Source organism: Streptomyces sp. NBC_00076, from assembly GCF_045041235.1.
In the GTDB taxonomy this organism is placed as follows: Bacteria; Actinomycetota; Actinomycetes; order Streptomycetales; family Streptomycetaceae; genus Streptomyces.
This window is the reverse complement of sequence record NZ_CP108242.1, coordinates 10176162-10200493: the sequence shown is the minus strand read 5'-3', so window position 1 is coordinate 10200493 and position 24332 is coordinate 10176162. Positions and strand designations below refer to the sequence as shown.

19 protein-coding genes and 1 pseudogene are annotated in these 24332 nt (G+C 71.0%); 13 read left to right on the top strand and 7 right to left on the bottom strand.

Features of this window, described 5'->3' with window-relative positions:
- Positions 1-293: 293 nt before the first annotated feature.
- Entirely contained in the window at positions 294-4571 is a 4278-nt protein-coding gene (locus OHA64_RS45485; RefSeq protein WP_405623131.1) for a HAMP domain-containing protein, read from the top strand.
- Positions 4568-7021 (top strand): SpoIIE family protein phosphatase, encoded by a 2454-nt coding sequence (locus OHA64_RS45480; RefSeq protein WP_405623130.1) that lies wholly within the window; start codon positions 4568-4570, stop codon positions 7019-7021. The genes OHA64_RS45485 and OHA64_RS45480 overlap by 4 nt, the downstream gene beginning before the upstream one ends.
- Positions 7022-7092: 71 nt before the next feature.
- Here OHA64_RS45480 and OHA64_RS45475 read toward each other — a convergent pair whose 3' ends face one another.
- Positions 7093-7419 (bottom strand): STAS domain-containing protein, encoded by a 327-nt coding sequence (locus tag OHA64_RS45475; protein WP_405623129.1) that lies wholly within the window; start codon positions 7417-7419, stop codon positions 7093-7095.
- A 370-nt stretch (positions 7420-7789) separates the two neighbouring features.
- Between OHA64_RS45475 and OHA64_RS45470 the strand changes: the two genes are divergently transcribed.
- The 8 genes from OHA64_RS45470 to OHA64_RS45435 all read left to right on the top strand — a co-directional run bounded on the left by OHA64_RS45470 (position 7790) and on the right by OHA64_RS45435 (position 16914).
- A complete protein-coding gene (locus OHA64_RS45470; protein WP_405623127.1) occupies positions 7790-8215 on the top strand; it encodes an STAS domain-containing protein in 426 nt (141 codons plus the stop codon).
- A gap of 186 nt (positions 8216-8401) precedes the next feature.
- Positions 8402-9301 (top strand): STAS domain-containing protein, encoded by a 900-nt coding sequence (locus OHA64_RS45465; protein WP_405623126.1) that lies wholly within the window; start codon positions 8402-8404, stop codon positions 9299-9301.
- On the top strand, positions 9298-9717 hold the full coding sequence (locus OHA64_RS45460) for an STAS domain-containing protein (protein WP_405623124.1): 420 nt from the start codon (positions 9298-9300) through the stop codon (positions 9715-9717). Before OHA64_RS45465 ends, OHA64_RS45460 begins: the two co-directional genes overlap by 4 nt.
- On the top strand, positions 9717-10154 hold the full coding sequence (locus tag OHA64_RS45455; protein WP_405623123.1) for an anti-sigma regulatory factor: 438 nt from the start codon (positions 9717-9719) through the stop codon (positions 10152-10154). The genes OHA64_RS45460 and OHA64_RS45455 overlap by 1 nt, the downstream gene beginning before the upstream one ends.
- Positions 10154-11200, top strand: coding sequence for a SpoIIE family protein phosphatase (locus tag OHA64_RS45450; protein ID WP_405623121.1), 1047 nt, complete (start codon positions 10154-10156; stop codon positions 11198-11200). The genes OHA64_RS45455 and OHA64_RS45450 overlap by 1 nt, the downstream gene beginning before the upstream one ends.
- Positions 11197-12915: a PP2C family protein-serine/threonine phosphatase gene (locus OHA64_RS45445; protein ID WP_405623119.1), complete on the top strand. Its 1719-nt coding sequence runs from the start codon at positions 11197-11199 to the stop codon at positions 12913-12915. The genes OHA64_RS45450 and OHA64_RS45445 overlap by 4 nt, the downstream gene beginning before the upstream one ends.
- Positions 12916-13125: 210 nt before the next feature.
- The gene (locus OHA64_RS45440; RefSeq protein WP_405623118.1) at positions 13126-14502 is read left to right on the top strand and encodes an NAD(P)/FAD-dependent oxidoreductase; all 1377 of its coding nucleotides are present in this window, start codon (positions 13126-13128) and stop codon (positions 14500-14502) included.
- A gap of 165 nt (positions 14503-14667) precedes the next feature.
- A complete protein-coding gene (locus tag OHA64_RS45435) occupies positions 14668-16914 on the top strand; it encodes an FUSC family protein (protein ID WP_405623116.1) in 2247 nt (748 codons plus the stop codon).
- A 46-nt stretch (positions 16915-16960) separates the two neighbouring features.
- On the opposite strand, the gene OHA64_RS45430 is transcribed toward OHA64_RS45435, so the two are convergent.
- From OHA64_RS45430 to OHA64_RS45410, 5 genes are all read right to left on the bottom strand, one after another.
- Complete coding sequence (locus OHA64_RS45430; RefSeq protein WP_405623113.1) at positions 16961-17395, bottom strand: hypothetical protein; 435 nt, start codon at positions 17393-17395, stop codon at positions 16961-16963.
- Positions 17396-17424: 29 nt separating this feature from the next.
- A complete protein-coding gene (locus tag OHA64_RS45425) occupies positions 17425-18258 on the bottom strand; it encodes a DUF1206 domain-containing protein (protein WP_405623111.1) in 834 nt (277 codons plus the stop codon).
- A 284-nt stretch (positions 18259-18542) separates the two neighbouring features.
- Complete coding sequence (locus tag OHA64_RS45420; protein ID WP_405623109.1) at positions 18543-18767, bottom strand: DUF5133 domain-containing protein; 225 nt, start codon at positions 18765-18767, stop codon at positions 18543-18545.
- Positions 18768-18787: 20 nt separating this feature from the next.
- The gene (locus OHA64_RS45415) at positions 18788-19645 is read right to left on the bottom strand and encodes a SigB/SigF/SigG family RNA polymerase sigma factor (RefSeq protein WP_405623108.1); all 858 of its coding nucleotides are present in this window, start codon (positions 19643-19645) and stop codon (positions 18788-18790) included.
- A gap of 181 nt (positions 19646-19826) precedes the next feature.
- The gene (locus OHA64_RS45410) at positions 19827-20270 is read right to left on the bottom strand and encodes an ATP-binding protein (RefSeq protein ID WP_405623106.1); all 444 of its coding nucleotides are present in this window, start codon (positions 20268-20270) and stop codon (positions 19827-19829) included.
- 200 nt (positions 20271-20470) lie between these two features.
- On the opposite strand from OHA64_RS45410, the gene OHA64_RS45405 reads away from it, so the two are divergent.
- The 3 genes and pseudogenes from OHA64_RS45405 to OHA64_RS45395 all read left to right on the top strand — a co-directional run bounded on the left by OHA64_RS45405 (position 20471) and on the right by OHA64_RS45395 (position 22944).
- On the top strand, positions 20471-20692 hold the full coding sequence (locus OHA64_RS45405; protein WP_405623105.1) for a hypothetical protein: 222 nt from the start codon (positions 20471-20473) through the stop codon (positions 20690-20692).
- A gap of 60 nt (positions 20693-20752) precedes the next feature.
- Positions 20753-22197 (top strand): annotated as a pseudogene (locus OHA64_RS45400) (aminotransferase class I/II-fold pyridoxal phosphate-dependent enzyme).
- A 291-nt stretch (positions 22198-22488) separates the two neighbouring features.
- Positions 22489-22944 carry a cyclic nucleotide-binding domain-containing protein gene (locus tag OHA64_RS45395; protein WP_405623104.1) on the top strand — a complete coding sequence of 152 codons (456 nt, stop codon included), beginning with the start codon at positions 22489-22491 and terminating at the stop codon, positions 22942-22944.
- 51 nt (positions 22945-22995) lie between these two features.
- Here the strand turns inward: OHA64_RS45395 and OHA64_RS45390 are convergent, their stop codons facing one another.
- Positions 22996-24315 (bottom strand): MFS transporter, encoded by a 1320-nt coding sequence (locus OHA64_RS45390; RefSeq protein ID WP_405623103.1) that lies wholly within the window; start codon positions 24313-24315, stop codon positions 22996-22998.
- Between the last annotated feature and the right edge of the window lie 17 nt (positions 24316-24332).

Below are 24332 nucleotides of genomic sequence, written 5' to 3'. Positions count from 1 at the left end.
ATCGCGCCACAACGGCCGAACGCCGACCGGCCGGCCCGATGGGGAAACTGAACCCAGTACCCCTGTCGAGCCCGGGCATGCAGACTCCTGCCGACTTTCCGTACCGTGAGTACAACTCGACGCCACACTTTGTCCACCACTCGACACCTGGGTTAGCCTGCGTCGTCTTTCTCATCGCGCGGTTCCGTGAACTGCGGAAACGCATGTATTACTTGCGGAGGGCCGCCCGGCGGCCCGACTTGGTTCCGAGTCCCCGGCCGCGGGGACTCTTGGGGAGCGGAACGAGGGTGCGCATGACCACCAACACCACCGAGGTCGCTGATGCGGTCCCGGGAGATCACGAACTCAGACAGCTCCTGGCGGGGCTGACGGCGGTCCGGGACGGGGACTTCGGCACCCGCCTGCCGGACGACGGCCAGGGCCTCATGGGCGACATCGCCACCGTCTTCAACGGCATGGTCGACCAGTTGTCCGTGTTCACCTCCGAGGTCACTCGGGTGGCCCGCGAGGTGGGCACCGAGGGAACGCTCGGCGGACAGGCGGAAGTACCGGGTGTCTCGGGCACATGGGCCGATCTCACGGACTCCGTCAACGCCATGGCGGGCAACCTGACGACACAGGTGCGCGACATCGCCCAGGTGGCCACGGCGGTGGCGAAGGGCGACCTGTCCCAGAAGATCGACGTCCCCGCGCGGGGCGAGATCCTCCAGCTGAAGGAGACCGTCAACACGATGGTCGACCAGCTCTCCGCGTTCGCCGACGAGGTCACCCGCGTCGCCCGCGAGGTCGGCAGCGAGGGGCAGCTCGGCGGACAGGCGCAGGTGCCGGGCGTCGCCGGTGTCTGGCGCGACCTCACGGACTCCGTGAACGGGATGGCGGGGAACCTGACGGGGCAGGTCCGCAACATCGCCCAGGTGACGACGGCCGTCGCCCAGGGCGACCTCTCCCAGAAGATCACGGTCGACGCCCGCGGCGAGATCCTCGAACTCAAGAACACCATCAACACGATGGTCGACCAGCTCTCCGCCTTCGCCGACGAAGTCACCCGCGTCGCCCGCGAGGTCGGCACCGAGGGACGCCTCGGCGGACAGGCCGACGTCAAGGGCGTCAAGGGCACCTGGCGCGACCTCACCGACTCGGTGAACTTCATGGCGGGCAACCTGACCTCACAGGTCCGCAAGATCGCCCAGGTGGCGACCGCCGTCGCGGAGGGTGACCTCTCCCAGAAGATCACCGTCGACGCCCGCGGCGAGATCCTCGAACTCAAGAACACCCTCAACACGATGGTCGACCAGCTCTCCGCCTTCGCCGACGAGGTCACCCGCGTCGCCCGCGAGGTCGGCACCGCCGGAAACCTCGGCGGACAGGCCCAGGTCCGGGGCGTCTCGGGCACCTGGAAGGACCTCACCGACAACGTCAACGTGATGGCGTCCAACCTGACCGGTCAGGTCCGTTCGATCGCCCAGGTCGCCACCGCCGTGGCCCGCGGTGACCTCTCGCAGAAGATCACGGTCGAGGCCAAGGGGGAGGTCGCGGCCCTGGCGGACGTCATCAACACCATGGTCGACACGCTCTCCGCCTTCGCCGACGAGGTCACCCGCGTCGCCCGCGAGGTCGGCACCGAGGGACGTCTCGGCGGACAGGCGCACGTACCGAACGTGGCCGGCACGTGGAAGGACCTCACCGACAACGTCAACTCGATGGCGAACAACCTCACCGGCCAGGTGCGCAACATCGCGCTGGTGACGACCGCCGTGGCCAAGGGCGACCTGTCGAAGAAGATCGACGTCGACGCCCGCGGCGAGATCCTCGAACTGAAGACGACGATCAACACGATGGTCGACCAGCTCTCCGCCTTCGCCGACGAGGTCACCCGCGTCGCCCGCGAGGTCGGCACCGAGGGACGCCTGGGCGGACAGGCCGAGGTCGAGGGCGTGTCGGGTACCTGGAAGCGTCTCACCGAGAACGTCAACGAACTCGCGGGCAACCTGACCCGCCAGGTGCGCGCGATCGCCGAGGTGGCGAGCGCCGTCGCCGAGGGGGACCTGACGCGCTCGATCACCGTGGAGGCGTCCGGCGAGGTCGCCGAACTCAAGGACAACATCAACTCCATGGTCGGGTCGCTGCGCGAGACCACCCGGGCCAACCAGGAGCAGGACTGGCTCAAGACGAACCTCGCCCGGATCTCCAGCCTGGTGCAGGGCCACCGCGACCTCCCCGTCGTGGCCGAACTGATCATGGACGAGCTGGTTCCGCTGGTATCGGCGCAGTACGGCGCCTTCTACCTCGCCGAGGAGAGTGACGACGGCCCCGAACTCCGGCTCGTCGGCTCCTACGGCTATCCCGACGACGACAGCAGGCCCACCCGGATCGCCTTCGGCCGCACCCTGGTCGGCCAGGCCGCGCGCAGCCGCCGCACGATCACGGTGGACGAACTGCCGCCCGACTACGTCACCATCTCCTCGGGGCTCGGCCAGGTGGTGCCCACCGCGCTCGTGCTGCTCCCCATCGTGGTGGAGGGCCAGGTCCTCGGCGTGATCGAACTGGCTTCGGTCACCGCGTTCACACAGATCCACCAGGACTTCCTGGAACAGCTCATGGAGACCATCGGCGTCAACCTGAACACGATCGTCGCCAACGCCCGCACCGACGAGCTCCTGGGCGAGTCGCAACGCCTCACGGCCGAACTCCAGGCCAGGTCGGCGGAGTTGCAGGAACAGCAGGAGGAACTGCAGCACTCCAACGCGGAGCTGGAGGAGAAGGCCTCGCTGCTGGTGGCGCAGAACCGGGACATCGAGGCGAAGAACCTCCAGATCGAGCAGGCCCGTCAGGAACTGGAGGCCCGTGCACAGCAGTTGTCGCTGGCCTCGAAGTACAAGTCGGAGTTCCTGGCGAACATGAGCCACGAGCTGCGCACCCCGCTCAACAGCCTCCTGATCCTGGCCCAGTTGCTGGCCCAGAACCCCTCGCGCAACCTCACGCCGAAGCAGGTCGAGTACGCGGGCATCATCCACTCCGCGGGGTCGGACCTGCTCCAGCTGATCAACGACATCCTCGATCTGTCGAAGGTCGAGGCCGGAAAGATGGACGTGGCGCCGGAGGTCGTCTCCCTGCGCCAGCTCATCGACTACGTCGAGGCCACCTTCCGGCCGATGACGACGCAGAAGAGCCTGGACTTCACGGTGACCACGGCCCCGGGCGCGCCCGCGGACCTGCTGACCGACGAGTCCCGGTTGCGTCAGGTACTGCGCAACCTGCTGTCCAACGCGGTCAAGTTCACCGAACAGGGCAGTGTGGAGCTGCGTGTCGAGCCCGCGGCGGACGACGAGGTGCCCCAGGGCGTGCTGCGGAACAGCACCGTCGTGGCCTTCCGGGTGAAGGACACCGGGATCGGCATTCCGGAGCAGCAGCTGGAGACGATCTTCGGTGCGTTCCAGCAGGCGGACGGCACGACGAGCCGGAAGTACGGGGGCACCGGGCTCGGTCTGTCGATCACCCGGGAGATCGCACATCTGCTCGGTGGCGCGGTCACGGTGGACAGCACGCCGGGTCAGGGCAGCACGTTCACCCTGTTCCTCCCGGTGGCGCGTCCCGACTTCGAGGAGCTGGTGAGCAGTGACCCGCCGCTGCAGAAGGCGCCGGACACCGCACTCGACCCCCACGCTCTGAGAGGTCGTCAGGCGGCGGGGCTCCCGGCCGGTGCCGGGGAGCGTCGACGCCGTCTGCTCGTGGTGGAGGAGCGCTCTCGCGGGCTGCTGACCCTCGTCGCCGAAAGTGTGGTCGCGGACGTGGCGCACAGCCGGGACGGAAGCGGGGCGGGGGCCGCGGTCGACATCATCACCGCCGTCGGGGCGCAGGAGGCCGCGGGGGCACTGGCGGACGAGCCGTACCACTGCGTCGTACTCGAACTGGGCATGCCGGACGGTGAGGCCTCCCGGTTCCTGGAGGCCCTGCAGGGCGACTCCGCCCTGGCGAGTGTTCCGGTGCTGGTGCACAGCGGTCACCGGGCCGACCTGGCCACGGAGGAGACCCTGCGGTCCCGCGCGGCGGGCGGGGCCCTGGAGTTCCTGTCCAGCCTGGACGAGTTGCGCGAGCGCATCGCGCTGCACCTCTCGGCGGAGGAGCCCGGGGACGTGCTGTCCCTGGTGCGTGCGGAGGAACCACAGCAGTTGACGCCCCACGCGGTCGACGACTCGTTCGCCGGCCGTACCGTGCTCGTCGTCGACGACGACGCGCGCAACCTGTTCGCGCTGAGCGGGATCCTCGAACTGCACGGTTTCCGGGTCCTGCACGCCGACAACGGCCGCAAGGGCATCGAGGCCCTGGTCGACAACCCGGACATCGCGCTCGTACTGATGGATGTGATGATGCCGGAGATGGACGGATACACGGCCACGGCCGAGATCCGCAGGATGCCCCAGTACGTCGGACTGCCCATCATCGCCGTCACCGCGAAGGCGATGCCCGGCGACCGGGAGAAGTCCCTCGCCTCGGGCGCCAGTGACTACGTCACCAAGCCCGTCGACACCCGGGACCTGATCGCCTGCGTCCGCCGGTGGTTGTCCGCATGAGGCCACCGAGTTCCGAGCACCCGCGGGAGCACGGCGACGCGGAGGCGTCTCCCGGGTCCGCAGCCGCTCCCCCGCCTCTTCCCGAGGGCCGGTCCGCCGGCTCCGAGGGGGCCGTCCCCCCGGCCTCCCCCGTGGGGAGGCTGGCCGCGACCGTCGAGCGGCTGCGCCGCGAGGTGCGGGCGGCCCAGGCGGAGGCCGAAGGGCGGGCTCTGATCGAGCTCGCCAAGGGCATCCTGGTCGAACGTCTGCAGTGCGGCCCCGCGCAGGCCGCCCGTCAGCTCGCGGAGCTGGCCGAGCAGGCGAAGGTGACACCGCTGGAGTTCGCGGTCGAGGTCATCAACCAGGCTGCCCGGGACCGGATGTCGGAGGTGACGGACGCCTTCCTCGCCGCCACCTCGGCCACCGCGGAACCGGCGGGCGACTCGCCCGCCGTACGGCTGCGGGCCGCCGAGAGCGGTGCGCTGGCCGCGGACGACACCCAGGCCGTCGCGGACTCCCTGCTGCAGCAGGCGTTGCAGCCTCTCGGGGCGGTGGCCGTGGCCATCTGGGCGGCGGGCCCCGACGGCTCCCTCACGCTGGCGGGCAGCGCCGGGTTCTCCCCGGTCGAGGCGGCGCGCTGGCGCTATGTGCCGCCGGACGTGGCGACGGTGGCGCGGCGCGGCCTCACCGAGCGCGGTGGGCACTGGATCGCCTCCCTCGCGCGGACCGGTCTGCCCAGCATCGGCGGGCACCACCATCCGGACGGTGGCCGGGTGGCGCTGCCCGCGGGGACCGGCGGGCGCGTGCACGGCGTCCTGGAGATCGTCTGGCCCACACCGCTCGCGCCCCAACCGCAGCGGATCGTCCGTCAGGTGGAGGCGCTCGCCGAGTTGTGCGCACACACACTGGAGACGTACACCGTGCTCAACGGCTCCGCGCAAGAGCCCGGGGTGCTGCCGGACGCCGCGGAGCTGATGGACCTGACGGACGGACTGCACGATCCCGCCCTGGTCCTGGTGCCGCAGTTCGACGGCTCCGGTCACCTGGTGGACTTCCGTATCCAGCACGCGAACAGCCGTTTCCTCGATCCGGCGGGCCGGCCGCGTGCCGTCGTGAACGGCGCTCTGTTACTGGAGGCCTACCCGATGGCCGCCGGGGAGAGCGAGCTCTTCCAACGGGTGGAGCGGGTGTACGCGACGGGCGAGCCCTTCCGCGCGCGCCGGATGAACCTCACCGCCCTCGTCGACCAGGTCCCGCTCTCGGCGGTCGCCGACATCAGCGTCAGCCGGCACGGCAGCGCCGTCCTGCTGCTGTGGCGCATCGAGGACGAGACGGCCCGGCTGGCGAGCCTGTTGCAGCACGCCCAACGGCTCGGACGGATCGGCGGGTTCGAGGAGACCCTGCTGACCGGCGAGATCACCTGGAACGGTCAGCTCTTCGACCTGTACGGCCTCTCCGAGACGAGCGCCCCCGTGCCGCTGGAGGAACTCCCGGCCCATGCCCATCCGGACGACACCGGCGCCATCCGCAGGTTCCTGCGGACGCTGCTGCACCGACGGCGTCCGGCGTCCACGGCGTTCCGGCTGCAGCGGCCCGACGGGGTGACCCGGCACATCCGGGTGGTCGCCGAACCGGTGCTGGACACGGACGGCCGGCTGTTCGCCGTCCGCGGGGCCTACCAGGACATCTCGGCGCAGCACTGGACGGAGGTCGCGCTCGCGGCCACCCGCGACCAACTCGCGCACAGCGAACAGCAGGCCACCGAACGCAACCGGCTGACCCTGCAGTTGCAGCACGCCATCATGCCGCCCACCCAGGATCCGTTGCAGGTGCCCGATCTCCAGGTGGCGGTCCGTTACCGGCCCGCGGAGACCGAGCAGCTCGTGGGCGGCGACTGGTACGACGCCGTGGTGCTGCCGTCCGGGATGGTGCTGCTGTGCGTCGGTGACGTGGCGGGGCACGGGATAGGGGCGGCCACCAGCATGGTCGTGCTGCGCAACGCACTGCGCGGGCTGGCCGTCACCGGTGCCGGGCCGGGGCAGCTGCTGTCGTGGCTCAACATCGTGGCGCACCACCTCACCGGCGCCGTCACCGCCACGGCGATCTGCGGACTGTACGACCCCTCCCGCCACACCTTTCGCTGGGCGCGAGCGGGTCATCTCCCGCCGGTGCTCGTGCGGGCCGCGGAGGCCGCGCCCCTGCCTCTGGTCAAGGGCATGCTGCTCGGTGCCGTACCGGACGCGGTCTACGAGGAGACCGAGGTACAACTGGCGGCCGGGGACACCCTGTTGATGTACACCGACGGTCTGATCGAGCGCCGGGACCGTTCCGTGGAGGAGTCGCTGCGACATCTGCTGACCACCGCTCGTACGGTGCCCAGGACACTCGACCAGCAGTTGGACCGACTGCTCACCTACAGCAGGTCGGACACCGACGACGACACCTGTCTCGTCGGTATCCGGGTGGGCTGACGGTTCCGACGGATGTCCGGACGTGCGATGGGGGTCCGCCGGAGAGTCCGGCGGAAAGGGAGCCGCCGGGTTCAGCAGGCTCGCAGGTACGTGTCCCAGTCCGCCTCGGGCCACAGGTCCGCGGCGTGCCGGAGCATTCTGCGGGGCTGGCCGGTCAGCCCGGCCACACACAGCTGTCCGCCGTTGCGGTCGACGGCCCGCTGCATGCCGCGGATCACGTGCAGGACCGCACTGTCCACGAAGACCACGTGACCCAGGTCCAGGGTGAGGTCGCGGACGGTGTCCGGCAGGTTGTCGGCGGCGGACTCGAGGTGCGGGCGGGACTGGTGGTCGATGTCCGTGTCGACCGTCACCAGGGCCGAAGTGCCGTCACGGCGCAGTGAGATGTACGCGCCCATCTTTTTGGGGCCCCCTCTCGTCGGGGCTTGAGGCCCGTTGCCGGGCCGGGTGGGCACCGACCACCGTCTCACAGGTGCGGGATTCGGTCGAAGCCACTTGTGTGGTGCTCCGGCGAACGGCCCGCACACCTCCTCCGCATACCAGGTGGATTCGGGGGTAAACGCGGGGCGGTGACAGACGACGAGCGACGGCGGAAAGGCAGAGGATGAGACGCGGCAACCGCGGCCCATGGCGTGGGCCTGTGGACGGTGCCTCCCGCCGCCCGCCGGACCGCTGAGAGTTTGATCACGGGACACCGTCGGAATCGGTGTGCATCGAAGCCGCGCACAGGGGTAACCAGCCCTGGCCGTAAGACTTGTGGAGGTACTCGTGTCCATTGCCCAGAACCCCTTGTCCGTCGAGGTCAGCCTGCCTCGGGAGGACGTGGCCCTGATCTCGGTCGAGGGCTACTTGGACGTAGACACCGCGACGGAGTTCCAGCATCACCTGGCCAACCAACTCCACCACGGCCGACGGCACTTCCTGCTCGACCTGTCGGCCGTCCCGTTCATGGACTCGTCCGGCATGAACATCATCCTGCGCGTGTACCAGCAGGCCCGCGACATACCGGGCAGCGTGCACATCATCTCCCCCACGCCGGCGGTACGTCGGATCCTGGACCTGACCGGCGTGAGCATCACGGTCCCGGTGTCCGAAAGCCTCGACGAGGCGCTCTCCCGGGCCGACGCGCACGAGGCGGACGCGGACGACGCGGACGCGGAGGAGAAGGTCCGGCAGGACGGACCCCAGACCTGATCCGACGGGCGGCCCAAGGCCGTCCGAGCACTTGTCGCCCACCTGATCGTTTGGCACGGGACGCGGTGTCCTGCGAGGTGGGGGCATGGTTACAGTGGTCGCCCGGCAGGGTCACCACGCCGTCTCGTTGCCTCCAGCGGGTTCGGTGCGACGAAACGACGACGAGGACTCTGAGGAGCAATACAGGTGCCGGAGCACGAAACGGTAGGGCAGCACGGATCGCCGGCGCTGGAGGTCGCGGACTTCCTGCGCAGCCGTACCGAGCAGATCGCCCAGCGGTGGGCCGACGAACCCCTCTTCCGGACGGTGTTCACCGTCTCGCGGGACGAGGCGGTGGAAGCGGGCAGGATCGTCGTCGAGGCGCTGGCCCAGGTCGCCGACACGGGCCTGGTGCACGATCCCGACTCCGCCGGATTCACCGTGGTGCGCGAGCAGTTGTCGCGGATGGGCGCGGCCCGCTCCCGGGCCGGTTTCACCACCGCGCAGGTGTCCAACGACGTGAACGCGCTGCGTCCGCCGGTCGAGAGCCTGCTGCTCGCCGACCTCCCCGAGGACGACACGGACCGGGTCCGGGAATGCACCACCGCGCTGACCGTGCTGATGGGCACCCTGAGGCTGGTGGTGCTGGAGACGGCGCTCAGCGAGGGGCAGGCCCTGATCGAGCGGCAGCAGCTGCAGCTGATGGAAGTGGCCACGCCGGTCATCAAGCTGTGGGACGGCATCGTGGCGGTGCCGCTGATCGGGACCCTCGACAGCGCCCGCAGCCAGGTGGTGATGGAGACGCTGTTGGAGGCCATCGTCGACCAGCACGCCCGGTTCGCGATCCTCGACATCACCGGTGTGCCGACGGTCGACTCGCTGGTGGCCCAGCATCTGATGAAGACGGTCGCGGCCGCCCGGCTGATGGGCGCGGAGTGCGTCGTCTCCGGTATCCGTCCGGCGATCGCGCAGACCATCGTGCACCTGGGCCTGGACCTGGGCACCGTGCTGACCCGCGCGAGCCTGGCCGACGCCCTGGCGTACGCGTTGCACGAGCTGGGAGCCAACATCGTCAACGCGGCGCCCGGCGGTGCGAGTTCACGGTGAGCCATGACTTCTCCCGGCCCGTCACGGGCCATGTGCCGGTCCTACGGCTCGGCGACGTCCTCCTGGTCACCCTCCAGGGGGATCTGTACGACAGTGCGGCACAGCAGTTGCAGCAGGACCTCGGCGAGACCATCGTCAGCACCGGGGTGACCGGGGTGGTCATCGACATCTCCGGGGTGGAGATCGTCGACTCCTTCCTCGGGCGGGTGCTGGCCGAGATCGCGGCGCAGGCCCGGCTGCTGGCCGCGCGGACCGTGGTGGCCGGTATGCGTCCGGCGGTCGCGATCACGCTGGTGGAGCTGGGGCTGACGCTCCCCGGACTGCGTACCGCGCTCACCACCGAGGCGGCGATGGACCTCCTCGCGGGACTGGATCCCGACACCCGCTCCGGCGGCCGGCGCCGGGAGAGCCGGTGATGAACACAGCCGCAGGCGTCGAGGCCTGCCTGCCGATCCGTTCGGACATGGATCTGGTGTGGGTGCGACAGCATGTACGGCACGCCGCCGGCCTGCTGGGTTTCGGTCTGGTGGAGCAGACCAAGGTGGTCACCGCGGCCAGTGAACTGGCCCGCAACACCCTCGTGCACGGCGGAGGCGGACAGCTGGAGACCGCTCCCGTCACCAGCGGACGGGCCCGCGGGCTGCGGCTGACCTTCTCCGACGAGGGACCGGGCATCCCGGACCTGGAGCGGGCGCTGAGCGACGGCTACACCTCCGGCGGCGGTCTGGGGATGGGGCTGGGCGGCGCGCGGCGGCTGGTGCACGAGTTCGCCGTCGACAGCACTCCGGGGGTCGGCACCAAGGTCACGGTGGTCTCCTGGGCGTCGGTACCGCGGCCGCGCGAGGAGCACTGATGCCGCGCGTGTGGGACATCCCGGTGCACGACTCCACCCGGGTGCGTGACGTGAGGGTGGCAGCCGAGCGCGCGGCCGTCCGCGCGGGGCTCGACGAGCCTCGTACGGCGGCCGCCGCGCTGGTGGCGACCGAGCTGGCGACCAACCTGCTCAAGCACGCCGGAGGCGGACAGGTCCTCATCGACGTCGTGGACCCGCCGCTGCCCGAGGAGGGAGCCCCGATGACGGTGCAGATCGCCGCGATCGATCACGGGCAGGGCATGGCCGACGTCCGCGTGGCCCTGCGTGACGGTTATTCGACGGCGCGTTCCCTGGGCGCCGGGCTCGGCACGTGCCGCCGTATAGCGGACGATTTCGGTCTGTACAGCGTGCCGGGGCGGGGCACGGTGGCGCTGGCCCGGATCGGCACCCGCACGAAGGAGGCCGACCCGGCCGCACCGGTACGGGTAGGTGGGGTGAACGTCCCTCTCGCCGGGGCGGAGTACTCGGGCGACGCCTGGGCGTGGGCCCGGTCGGGCGACCTGCTGACTTTGATGATGGCCGACGGACTGGGCCACGGTCCCGAGGCGGCCCGAGCCTCGACGGCCGCGACGCGGGCCCTGCACGGCTCGGCCCACCTCCCGCCCGCCGAGGCGCTGGTCCACCTGGACTCGGCACTGCACGGCACCAGGGGGGCGGCCGTCGCGGTGGCCCAGGTCGACACCCGCGCGGGGGTGCTGCGGTTCGCCGGCATCGGCAACATCGGGGCCCGGCTCCGCGAGGGCGACCGTTGGCGTTCGCTGCTGTCACGGCCCGGGATCGTGGGCGTCCACCGGCACGCCACACAGCGTGAGGAACGTATGCCCTGGGCGGCCGACCGCATGCTGATCCTGCACAGCGACGGCCTGCCCAGCCGCTGGACGGCCCCGTCCGACCCGAGCCTGCTGGCGGCCGACCCCGCCGTCGTGGCCGCCGTGACCCTACGTGACGCGAGCAGTTCCGCCCGGCCGGTGCGGGACGACACCGCCGTGGCGGTGCTGGCTCCGACCCCGTCGGAGGATCGATGACCCCAAGTCTGCCGATCGCCACCGCCCTCGACGCGGCCCGGGCCAGGATCGCCACCGCCCGGCTGGCCGCCGCGCACGGGGTGTCCGCTCTCGACCGCACCCGCCTGACCAGCGCGCTCAGCGCGCATCTGCGGCAGTGCCTCACCAAGGGCGGCACCTGGTGGCTCACCCTGGACGTCACGGCCGCGCCCGGCGAGGACGGGCTCCTGCACGCGCTGGTGACCCCGGCCGACGGCACGGGTGCCGCCGCCGCGCACCCTCCGTGGCGGACAACGGTCCGCTGCCCCGAGGCGAAGGACGCGGCCGGTGCCGCCACGGTCGCCGCCGACCCCGCGGTCCTGGCGGAGGCCCTGCTCGGCGCCGACGAGGACACCGCGCTGGTGCTGGAGAAACTCACCGAGCAGGAGGACCTGGTCGCCTTCCACCGTGAGGAACTGCACCAGACGAACCAGGGCGTGCTCGCCCTGCACGCCGAACTGGACGCCGCGGGACGTGCCGAGCGGGAGGCCTTCGCCGCCGAACGCAAGGCGCGCACCGAGGCGGAGAGCGCCCGGCGCCGGCTGACCTTCCTGGCGGACGCCAGCGCGGTGCTGACGGCCTCCCTCAACCACGACGAGATCGTGCGCCGGCTGCCCGACCTGCTGGTGCCCGAGTACGCCCACAGCGTGGACGTCTGGCTGTTCGACGGCGACGGCGACCGGCACCCGCCCGCCCCGCATCCGGCGGCCGCCGTGCGCGCCGCCCGCACCGGGCGTCCCCAGTACGCCGCCGACCACCCGGGAGGCCTGCCCGGCGTCGACGACCAGCCGCCCTCGGCGCTGGATCCCGCCCGGCCCCTCCTGTGCGTCCCGCTGCCGACGCGCCGTGCGCCGCTGGGCGTGCTGACCCTGTCCCCGCCGGGCGGGAGCTGGGACCCGGACGACGCCGTGATGCTGATCGAGCTCACCAGACGGGCCAGCATCGCCATCGACAACGCCCGGCGTTTCGAGCACAACCGCGACATCGCCGAGACTCTGCAGCGCGCGCTGCTCACGGACCTGCCGACCACGTCGGGCCTCAGTCTGGCCGCCCGCTACCTTCCGGCCACGCACGGGCTCAACATCGGCGGCGACTGGTACGACGCCTTCCGGCAACCCGACGGCAGTCTGATCACCGTCATCGGCGATGTCACCGGACACGGTCTGCACGCGGCCGTGATGATGAGCCAGTTGCGTACCGCACTGCGCGCCTATGCCGTGGACGGCGGCAGCCCCGGCCAGTTGCTGACCCGACTGCACACGTTCCTGCACCATCTCCAGCCCGATCTGTACGCCACCGCGGTCATCGCACGGTTCCGGCCCGGCGATCCCACCCTGACCTGGGCGGCGGCGGGCCATCCACCGCCCGTGCTGCGTACCCCGGACGGACACGTGCACACGCTGGACGCCAAACCCGGCGCGATGCTCGGCATCCCGCTGCGGCAGGTGATCGCCGACCACACCGCGCCGCTGGTTCCAGGCTCCACGCTGGCTCTGTACACCGACGGACTGGTGGAGCGGCGCGCACAGGGCATAGACCCCGGCATCGAGCGCCTGGCGGACGCGCTCGGGACGTTCGGCTCGGCGGAGCTGGACGCGGATCTGGACGGCGCGGCGGACCGGATCCTCACCCCGCTGCTGAGCGACTCAGAGCGCGACGACGACGTGTGTCTGCTGCTCTGTCACCTGCGCGCCTGAGGTCTCGTCCGCGAAATTCTCTCCTCTTCTTTCCCTCCCGCCCCGGTGCGCTTCGGCGGCCGGGCGGGCATGGTGGTGATCGACGCGTTCGTCTGCCCGCCGTGGCCCGGCGGGACGGTCGGCATCCGGTTGGATCAATGAGGTGCGAAGCAGCGATCCACGGGCAGGCGAATGGCGTTCGAGGCAGACCGCCTGGAGCCGCAGAAAGGGATGAACACCGTGACACGACCCAGGATCCTGGTGGTTGGAGCAGGTTTCGCCGGTGTGGAGTGCGTGCGCCGTCTGGAACGGAAACTCTCCCCCGACGAGGCCGACGTCACGCTGGTGACGCCGTTCGCCTACCAGCTGTACCTTCCTCTGCTGCCCCAGGTCGCCTCCGGCGTACTGACGCCGCAGTCGATCGCCGTCTCGCTGCGCCGCAGCAAGAAGTACCGCACCCGGATCATTCCGGGCGGCGCGATCGGCGTGGACCTCAAGTCGAAGGTCTGCGTCATCCGCACCATCACCGACCAGATCGTCGACGAGCCGTACGACTACATCGTGCTGGCCCCCGGCAGCATCACCCGCACCTTCGACATCCCCGGCCTCACCGATAACGCCTTCGGCATGAAGACCCTCGCCGAGGCCGCCTACGTCCGCGACCACGTCATCTCGCAGCTCGATTTGGCCGACGCGAGCCAGGACCCGGCGGAGCGGGCTTCCCGGTTGCAGTTCGTGGTGGTCGGCGGCGGCTACGCGGGCACCGAGACCGCGGCCTGCCTGCAGCGTCTGACGCACGCCGCCGTCAAGCGCTACCCCCGGCTGGACCCGGGGCTGATCAAGTGGCATCTGATCGACATCGCCCCGAAGCTGATGCCGGAACTGGGCGACAAGCTCGGCAGCAGCGCGCAGGAGATCCTGCGCAGGCGGGGCATCGAGATCTCGCTCGGTGTCTCCATCGCCAAGGCGGGTCCGGAGGAGGTCACCTTCACCGACGGGCGGGTGATCCCCACCCGGACCCTCATCTGGACCGCCGGTGTGGTTGCCAGTCCCCTCATCGCCACGCTCGGCGCGGAGACGGTGCGCGGGCGGCTCGCGGTCACCGCCGACATGAACCTGGCGGGTCACGACGGGGTGTTCGCGCTCGGCGACGCCGCCGCGGTGCCCGACGAGGCCAAGGGCGAGGAGGGCGCGGTGTGCCCGCCCACCGCACAGCACGCGATGCGGCAGGGCAGGCACGTCGCCGACAACGTCATGGCGGCCCTGCGCAACCAGCCGTTGAACCCGTACGTCCACAAGGACCTCGGTCTGGTGGTCGACCTCGGCGGCAAGGACGCCGTGTCCAAGCCGCTCGGCATCGAACTGCGCGGACTGCCCGCGCAGGCCGTGGCGCGCGGCTACCACTGGCAGGCACTGCGCACGGGTGTCGCCAAGACGCGCGTGATGACGAACTGGGTGCTCAACGCGATCGCCGGCGACGATTTCGTCCGCACCGGCTTCCAGGCCCGCAAGCCCGCCAAGCTGAAGGACTTCGAGTACACCGACTCGTATCTGAAGCCGGAACAGGTGCAGGCCCATGTGGAGGGCTCAGTACGGCTGGAGCAGTGACGATCCGGCTCACCTGACGCGGGCGATTCCCGACCGCCGATCGTTTTCTGACGGTCGGCGGTCGGTCGCGGTCACGGGAGCGACAAGGCCGGACGCAGGCGGTCCGCCCTGTCATGACATGCTGAGCCGGAGATCATGACGTGACACGGGAATGAGTACGGCGGCGTGAAGGCAGCGGGACAGTCGGTCCGGGCACGACTACGGGACGGCGTCGCGGCGTCCGATCCCGGACTCCTGCGACTGGCCGCGGGCCTCAGAACGGTGGGCGCCATCGCCCTCACGATCACGGTGCTCGGCCTGCTCGGCTCCGACGTCACGCATCTGGTGGCGGGGGCCATGGCGGCCATGGTCGCGACCTTCGCCATCCGGGAGAAGCAGCGCGGGCAACAGGCCGTGACCCTCGCGCTCGGGCTGCCCGTCGCGCTGGCGTCCGTGACACTGGGGGCGGTTCTCAGCTCCCGGGTGGTGGGCGGAGACGCCTTCTTCGTCGTCCTCATCTTCTGCGCGGTCTACGGCCGCCGGTTCGGCGACCGCGGCACGGCGCTCGGCCTGATCGGCTTCCAGACCTACTTCCTGTCCCTGTTCGTCGGCGTCGCCGTCTCCGGCCTTCCGGAGCTGTACGGCGTCCTCGGCATCGCCTTCGCGAGCAGCGCGCTGGTGCGTTTCGTGCTCGTGCCCGAGACGCCCGCGGGCATCCTGGAGCGGCTGCGCGAGGCGTTCCGGGCCCGGCTGGCCCAGCTGGTGTCCGCGCAGGTCGATCTGCTCGACGCCGGTCCGGACGAGCTGGAGAAGGCCCTGGAGGACGTGCGCGACGGCACCGCCCGGCTGCATGAGACGGCGATGATGATCCAGGGCCGGCTGGAGGAGGGCACCGCCGACAAGGCCACGGCCCGGCTGCTGCAACGCCGGATCGCGGACGCCGAGATCGCCGCCGAGCGGCTGGGCCTGCTGTTGCTGACCGCGCGCAGCGCCGAGCGGGCCGACACGTTGACCATGCACCTGCCGGGCGCCCCCGTCCCGGCGGGCACTCCCCTGCCGGAGCGCGACGAGGCGACCGCCACCCTGCGCCGGGATCTCGACGCACTGCGGATGCTGGTGCTGCGGCCGGTGTCCGAGAACGGGACCGCGCTGTCCCATGTGCGCAACCGGCTGATCGGCTACCGCGACGAGGACAATCTGCCGGCCGCCCCGACGGTCGTCCAGGACGTGTTCCGGGGCGTCGGCGAGGCCGCCCGCGCGGTGCTGGGGCTGCGGATCGCGCTGGGTGGTGCGCAGGACGAGTCGGACGACACACCGGCGACGGCCCGCTCGCGGGAGGAGCTGGACGCCGAGGACGCGGCGATCGACGCCGGCGAGGACGAGGACCGCGAGGACGACGAGGCCACCGGGCTGCGCCGGCCCACCACCCGGGCGGCCGTCCAGGTCGCGGTGGGGTCCTCGCTCGCCATCGTCGGCGGTGAGTTCCTCTCCAGCCAGCGCTGGTACTGGGCGGTGCTGACCTGCTGGATCGTCTTCATCAACACCGCGTCCACGGGCGAGATCCTGGTCAAGGGCTACCGGCGGCTGGTGGGCACCGTGCTGGGCGTGGTGGCGGGCATCGTGCTGGCGGGCCTGGTCGGCCAGCACACCTGGACGGCGTTCGCGCTGGTGCTGGTGTTCGTCTTCGCGATGTTCTACACGGCGCCCCTGTCGTACACGTTGATGTCCTTCTTCGTCACCGCGGCACTGGGGCTGCTGTACACCCTGCTGCACACCTACACCTTCTCGGTGCTCGTGCTGCGCGTGGAGGAGACGGCGCTCGGCGCGGCCTGCGGGATCGTGGCGGCGGCGTTCGTGCTGCCGGTGCACACCCATCGCCGTACGAACGACCTGCTGGTCACCGTCCTGGACCGACTCGGGGACGTCACCGAGACGGCGGTGGACCAGCTCAGCGGCGGGCCTCCGGTCGATCTGCTCGACCAGGCCCGCGACCTGGACCAGGCGCTGGCGGATCTACGGGCGGCCACCCAGCCGCTCACCCACCCGGTCACGCCGCTGCGGGCCCGGCGCGACACCGCCCGGTATGTCGTCGCGCTGCTGGAGAGCTGCGCGTATCACGCGCGTTCGCTGGCGGCGACGGCAGAGCTGCTGCCCACGCATCCGTCGATAGCGGCCGACCCTCGGCTGCGCCGGGCCGGGCGGCGCATCGCGCACAACATCGGGGCGATCGCCGCGCGTCTGGCCGACGAGCAGGCGCCGGTCGAGATCGAGACCGGGCCGAGCATCGCCTCGCTGCTGGAGCCGGACGTGCCGGGCAGCCCGAGGTACGGCCGGATCACCGACCGGGTGCTGCGGCATCTGCAGCGTCTGGACGAGACCGTGGCCGGTCTGGCCCGGCCGCTGGGCGTTCCGGTGGCCGAGCCGCGGCGGTGACGACGGGCGCGTGCCTCGGGTACCCGGGGTTCAGGGTCCGGGTCCGTCAGATGTCCGTGGGCAGGTCACTGGCTTCGGCGATGCCCCGCAGCTCGTCGTTCATCTGCTGCCGTTCGCGGATGTAGTCGGCGATTTCACCCAGGCGCACCGGATCGGACGCGGTGGCCGCGTCGGTGACCACCCGGACCGGTCCGGTGTCGTCGTCGATGTCCAGCTCGACCACCTCGTTGTCCAGCCGTCCCGTCACCGCGGTGGCGATGACCAGGGCGGCCTCGTCGCGGACCTCCTGGGGCAGCCCGCCGGGACGGTCCTCGTCGAGCGCGAAGTCGAGCGCGGGCAGGCGTTCCTCCTCGATGGCCCTGAGGACCGGTTCGACCACGCTGAGCAGCAGGTCGTAGTCCTCGGTGTCCATACGGATACGCAGCAGGCCCAGGTAGACGTCCACGGGCCGGCCGTCGGGCGGAAGCTCGGGTTCGTTCATCCTGTGCGGGTTCCCCGGGTAGGGCCGGTTCAGACCCTGCGCCAGCGAGCCATCGCGAACGAGAACAGTCCGAACAGCACGAGCCCGACGGCGACGCAGACCAGCAGCCGCGGTCCGAGCGGGGTCTCGGCGAACGAGCGGAGGGTGTCGTCCAGCCCCTTCGCCTTGTCGGGTTCGTAGTCGACCGCGGCGCGTACGGCGAAGCCGCCCGCGACGGCGAACACCACACCGCGGGCCGCGCCGCCGCCCACGCCCGTCACGTCCACCAGTCGTCGGGTGCGCGGGGACATCTGCCCGAGCTTCATCTTGTCGTGGTACTTGCGCAGTATCGCCCGGGCTGCGATCCACACACCGGCGGCGACGATGCCGACGCCGGCCGCGCCCACCAGCCACTGCCCGCCGGGGGCCTCGAGTGCCCGGGCGGTGATGTCCTTGGACTGCTTGTCGCTGGATCCGCTGCCGCCCGAACCCGCGGCGAAGGACAGCACCGAGTAGGCGACGAACGAGTAGAAGACACAGCGCGCGGCTGCCATCAGGCGTTTCCCGGCCTTGCGGCCGTCCGGTCCGAGCGATCCGAAGACGACTTCGGACAGTCGCCACAGGGCCATGCCGATCAGGCCGATGCCGAGGGCCCACAGCAGGACGGCTCCCAAAGGCTTCTCGGAGATCTCGGCGAGGGCGCCGCCGCGGTCCGCCTGCTTCCCGCCGTCGCCGAAGGCGATCTGGAGCGCGAGGACGCCGACGAGGAGGTAGATGACGCCCCGCGCGGTCAGTCCCGCCCGCGCGCCGCTCTCCACCGCCGATCCCCTCGCCATCCTGCGGGCGCCCATCCGACCACTGCGCACCGTGGCACTCGTGTTCATGTCATCCTCCTGAAGGCCGGTTGCCCTGGTCGCGAGCGGGCACACCCGGCGCATGGGGTGGTGTTCGAGGTGAAGTCCGCGGGCCGGGCCCGCGCGGTCTCACGACCGCCGTCTCCCCGGGCCACGTGTGTCGCCTCTGGCGCATGCCGCGAACCTGGTTGGTGAGCGGGAGGTGAGCGGGAGGGCACGGGCCGAGGTGCGCACATCACACACCTCGGCCCGCAGCCTCTCCGGCTCCCCCCGTTACCGCGGGCCTCGTCGCCCGCGGTCTCCTGTTGTTCGACTTATTCGACCAACCGGGCCCGTTCGGACTCCGGCCCGGCCGCGAGCAGACGTCGCGCGGCCTCCATCGCCACTCTCACGTCCCGCGTGCAGGTGGACACGCAGAGCGTGTAGGCGAGGTCGCGCGCCCTTGGGCTCGGCTCGCTCGCCCGGGCGGCCTCCTCGGCGGACAGTGCCTCGTACTCGTCGACGACGTCGCGCAGGAATCCGGGATGGGGCATCAGCATCCGACTCGCTCCTCGTCCACTCAGACGGCCCGCCCGCCGGGCCCGCGGCTGTTGGCCCGCTCCCCCAGCGCCTCGTCGCGCACCCGGGCGCAACTGCGGCTGATCAGACGGGAGACATGCATCTGGGAGATGCCGAGCTGGTCGGCGATGCGGCTTTGCGTCATGTCCTCGAAGAAGCGCATGTAGAGGATGGCGCGCTCCCGCTCGGGCAGCCTGCGCAGGCCTTCCTTGGCGGACTCGCGGTCGACGACGGTGTCGTACGAGGTGTCCGCGCCGCCCAGGGTGTCCGCGAGACTGTAGCCGTCCTCGCCGGCCGAGAGCTCGGCGTCCAGCGACAGGGTGCTGAAGCTTTCGAGGGCCTCCATCCCGGTGGCGACCTCGTCCTCGGTCAGCCCGGTGTGGGCGGCGATGTCGGACGTCGAGGGCTCGGGAGAGCCCGGGTTCTGGGTCAGTTCGCGGCGCGCCACTCGCACCTTGTTGCGCAGTTCCTGCACCCGGCGGGGCACGCGCAGCGCCCACATCCGGTCTCGGAAGTGCCGCTTGACCTCGCCGGTGATGGTGGGCACGGCATAGCTCTCGAAGGCGCCGCGTTCGGGTTCGAAGCGGTCGATCGCCTTCACCAGTCCGAGGGCGGCCACCTGGCGCAGGTCCTCGACCGACTCACCGCGGTCACGGAAGCGGCCGGCGATCCGGTGGGCCATGGGCAGCCAGGCGGTGACGAGCTCGTCGCGGACGGCGTCCCGTTCGGGACCGTCCTCCAAGGCGGCCAACCGGGTGAAGAGGAGGGCCGTGTCAGGGGCGTCGTCGTGACGGCGCCGGTTCGGGGAGGTCGGCTGAGCGGGCGTGCCGGGACGGCTGGTCGACATATCGATGAGCATGCGGAATCGCTCCTGAAGCGGTCGGTCGGTTCAGGGAATTGCCGCGGGAGGGTTGCCGCGCCCGGATGACCTGACGGCCCCGGAGCAGCCACACCGCTCCCGCTGGCGCGCCTCCGGTCCGAAGCACGAAATTGCGTCTGCCCTGCACCCCGGGGACCAAACTCCGATCCCTGGAAATGAGTCAGGACAGGGGGACCACGGCGGTGATGCACTTCCCGCCGGACGGCAGGTCGGTCACCCGGACGTCGCGTGCCAGCCGACAGACGATGGGCCAGCCGTGGCCACCGACCCGCCGGCGCCCCTGCCGGTCCGTCGGCGGGGCGACCACCGGCAGCCGGTCACTGCGGTCGCTCACCGACACGCGTACGCCGGGCCCCACCACGTCGACGTGGAAGTCCGTGATCCCGCCGCCGTGCAGGATCGCGTTGGTGGTCAGTTCCGAGGCGACCAGCAGAGCGTCGGAAAGGGCGTCCGCGTCGCACGGGCAGTCGGTTGCACGGCAGCGTTCGACGACGGCCCGCTCCACCGCCCTGCGCGCCTCGGCCGGTTTGCACGGTCCAGCACGGCCGCGCCGCTCGGCGGCCGACGGTTCGAGGACGAACTCGGTCCTGTGCTGTTCGCACATCCCTTTCACTCCCTGACTGCCGAAGGTATGAGGTCGGCTCGGGTCACCGGTGGCGGCCCCGGCCCGGCGGATTCGTCCCTCGTCGGGCGGGCTCCCGCAGGTCTCACTACTTCGGCTCACCCCTCCCTGGCAGGCCAAACCCTTTCGTTCCGAGCGGACCCCAGGGCCATTCGGGCGACGGAAGCGGGTACGCGGTTGCCATGAGTGATGTGGTGGATTCAGACGAGCTGTTGCGGCGCATCCAGCGGGCCAGGGCCCGCGCCGAGGAGGAGGAGCGGGCGTGGCGGACCCGCCGTGAGGACCTTCGGATGACCGATCCGGACGGTGCCCGGGACGCGGCCGTGCGGAGCGTGGTCTACGAGAGCGTGCTCAAGGTGCTGGACGAGATCCTGACGCCGGGCAGGTCCGCCGAAGAGACGTGACCTTCGGCCCGGGCTCCCGTCGCACGCGTCGATCGGCGCCGCATGGGGAACCCGGGCCGCATGGCGATCGATCACACCCGCGCACCCGTTCTGGAAGCCCTGGCCGACTATCGCCGCAAGGGGCGGCTGACGTTCGCGCCTCCGGGTCACAAGCAGGCCCGGGGCGCGGATCCCGCGGTGCGGGAGGTGCTCGGCGACGCGGTCTTCCTGGGGCACGTGCTGGCCTCGGGCGGACTCGACGACCGGCTCACCCGGGGCAGGGTGCTTGGCCGAGGAACTGATGGCCGACGCCGTGCACGCGGAGCACACGTTCTTCACCACGTGCGGGAGTTCCCTGTCCGTCAAGGCGGCGATGCTGGCCGTCGCCGGGAAGCACGAGAAGCTGTTGATCGGACGGGACGCCCACAAGTCCGTCGTGTCGGGACTGATCCTGTCCGGTGTCGAGCCCGTCTGGGTCGAGCCGCGATGGGACGCCGGGCGGCGTCTGGCGCATCCGCCGTCCGCCGCCGAGTTCGACGCGGCCTTCGACGCCCATCCCGACGCCGTACGGCGCCTGTGCGGATCTACGGGCGGTCGCCGAGGTCTGTCACCGTCGTTCGGTTCCGCTGATCGTGGACGAGGCATGGGGTGCCCATCTGCCTTTCCACCCCGATCTGCCGTCCTGGGCCATGGACGCGGGCGCCGACATCTGCGTGACCAGCATCCACAAGATGGGCAGCGGACTGGAGCAGGGTTCCGTCTTCCATCTGCAGGGCGGCCTGGTCCCGGCGGACCTGCTGCGGATGCGCGCCGATCTGCTGGGCACCACCAGTCCGTCGGTGCTGCTGTACGCGGGCCTCGACGGGTGGCGTCGGCAGATGGCCCTGCACGGCAAGGAACTCATGGGCGGCGCGCTGGAGCTCGCCGCCGAGGTGCGGGAGCAGATCGAGAAGTTCGACGGGATGCATGTCAACGACCGGGACGACTTCTGCGGCGCGGGAGTGGCCGACGACTTCGACCCGTTGCCCGCCGTGATCGACATCGAGGCGCTCGGGATCACCGGGTACCAGGCGGCGGACTGGCTGCGCGAGCACCGTGACATCAACGTGCATCTGGCCGACCACCGTCGGATCGGCGCGCAGATCACCCACGGCGACGACCGGGAGACGACCCGGCAACTGCTCGCCGCGCTCCAGGACTTGGTGCGGGCCGCGCCCGAACTGCGCCCGGCGCCGCGGGTGGAGGTGCCGTCGCCCGGCGAGCTGTGGATGGTGCAGGCGCGCCTGCCGCGGGACGCGTTCTTCGGGCCCGCCGAGAAGGTTCCGATGTCCGAGGCCGCGGGGCGGGTCGCGGCTGAGATGATCACGCCGTATCCGCCCGGCATTCCCGCGGTGCTGCCCGGCGAGCGGCTGAGCGAGCCGGTGCTGCGCCATCTGCGTACCGGACTGGACGCGGACATGAACCTCCCCGACGCCACCGACTCCGAGATGGAGACGATCAGGGTCCTGAGCCGTGACACAGAGTGACACCGAGTGAAACAGGTCACTTGCCCCGCATTTGGCTTCGCACCAGCACGGTGGGTGGTTTACGGTTCATTTATACGTGGCCACGGAGTCGACCGTACCGTCCTCCTGAGCCACCGCTCAACGGCCCTGGCTGGCCTCCCCCGTCCAGCCAGGGCTTTTTAATGCCCCGGAGCCGGTTCCCGCACGAACGTGTTCGATTCTCATGTCCGCCGAGGTGCCCGGTGCGTGGCGAGCCGCTCCAATGGACGTAGGGAAGAACCGGAATCCGTCGCCGGCGAGGAGCCCCGTGCCATGACCAAAGCGATCAAACTGCTGAGCGCCCTTCCGCCGCCGCAGCGCCAGCGCCTGATGGCCCTGGCCCGGGAGGTCTCCTTCGCCGAGGACGCCCGGATCTTCGAGGCGGGCGGCACGGCCGACCGTTTCTGGGTCATCCGCTCGGGCGCGGTCTCGCTGACCCAGCAGGTGACGTCCCAGCAGCGCGTGACGGTCGCCAGTCTCGGCGCGGGTGACCTGCTCGGCTGGTCCTGGCTGTTCCCGCCGTACCGGTGGGACTTCGGCGGGGAGGCCTTCAGCCCGGTGCGCGCCTACGAGTTCGACGCGGCGGCGGTGCTCCGGCTGTGCGAGGAGGACCGACAGCTCGGGATGATCCTGGTGCGGACCGTGGCCGAGATCCTGGCGCATCGGCTGGAGACGACCCGGGGCAAGCTGATGGAGCAGTACGCGTTGAAGCGCCGCAGCGGCCGGTAGCGCGCCGGGGTCAGACCCGGAGGTGGCACGGCATCCGGTAGGGCGCCCAGTTCAGATCCGGTAGCGGCGCAGCGCGGGGACCGCGAACGCCAGGCTCAGCATGACGGTCACCACCAGGAGCCCGCCGCCCACGACCGCCGTGCGCGCGCCGAACGCGGAGCCCGCCGTGCCGTGCAGGACGTCGGCCAGCCGCGGACCGCCCGCGACGACGACGGTGAAGACGCCCTGCATACGGCCGCGCATCTCGTCGGTCGCCGCGGACAGCAGGATCGCCCCGCGGAAGACCATGGAGACCATGTCGGCGACGCCGGCCACGGCGAGGAACAGGACGGCGAGCCACAGGCTGTCGCTCAGGCCGAAGCCGGTGATGGCGGCGCCCCAGGCCACGACCGCGCCGATGACCATCCAGCCGTGCCGACGGGCCCGGGAGAACGTGCCGGAGAACAGCCCGCCGACCACCGCGCCGATGGGGATCGCCGCGAACAGGAGGCCGAGCGCGAGTCCTTCGCCGTAGGGGGCGTACGTCTGGGAGGCGAGCTGCGGGAACAGGGCGCGGGGCATACCGAAGACCATCGCGATGATGTCGGCGAGGAAGGACAGCAGCAGCACCTTGTGGGCGGAGATGTAGCGGAACCCGGCCACGATCTCCCGCACTCCCGCCCGGCGCGCCAAGGCCGATGCCAGAGGCGGCAGGGAGGGCAGCCGGTAGACCGCCCACACCGTGACGCACAACGCCAGGGCGTCGACGAGATACAGCTCCGGCAGGCCGATGACGGGGATCAGGACACCGGCGAGCAGCGGTCCGACGACCTGTCCGGTCTGCATGACGGTGGAGCCGAGGGCACTGGCGGCGGGCAGCTGGTCCTCGGGCACCAGGCGGGCGATGGAGGCGTTGCGGGCCGGGGCGTTCAGTCCCCAGAACGCCTGCCGCACCGCGAGCAGCACCATCAGGACGGCCACCGAGTCGAGCCCGCTGACGGCCTGGAGCCAGAACAGGACCGAGGTGACGGCGATACCGCTGTTGGTGATCAGCAGCAGCTTGCGCCGGTCCATGGTGTCGGCGACCGCCCCGCCCCACAGGGCGAACACGATCAGCGGCAGCAGCCCGGCGAGGCTCGCGGCGCCCACCCAGGCCGAGGACCCGGTGATGTCGTAGATCTGCTTCGGCACGGCGACGGCGGTGAGTTGGCTGCCGACGGCCGTGACGATCGTCGAGGACCACAGTCTGCGGTAAGCCGGAATGCGCAGCGGGCGGGTGTCCATGGCCCAGCGGCGCCAGCCGCGCCGGGGCCGTCTCGCCTCTTCGGCCTTTTCCGCCTTTTCCGCCGCGGCCGTCTGTGGTTCGGTGCTGCTGCTCTCGCTGGTGTCCACGGGCTTCCTGGTTGCTT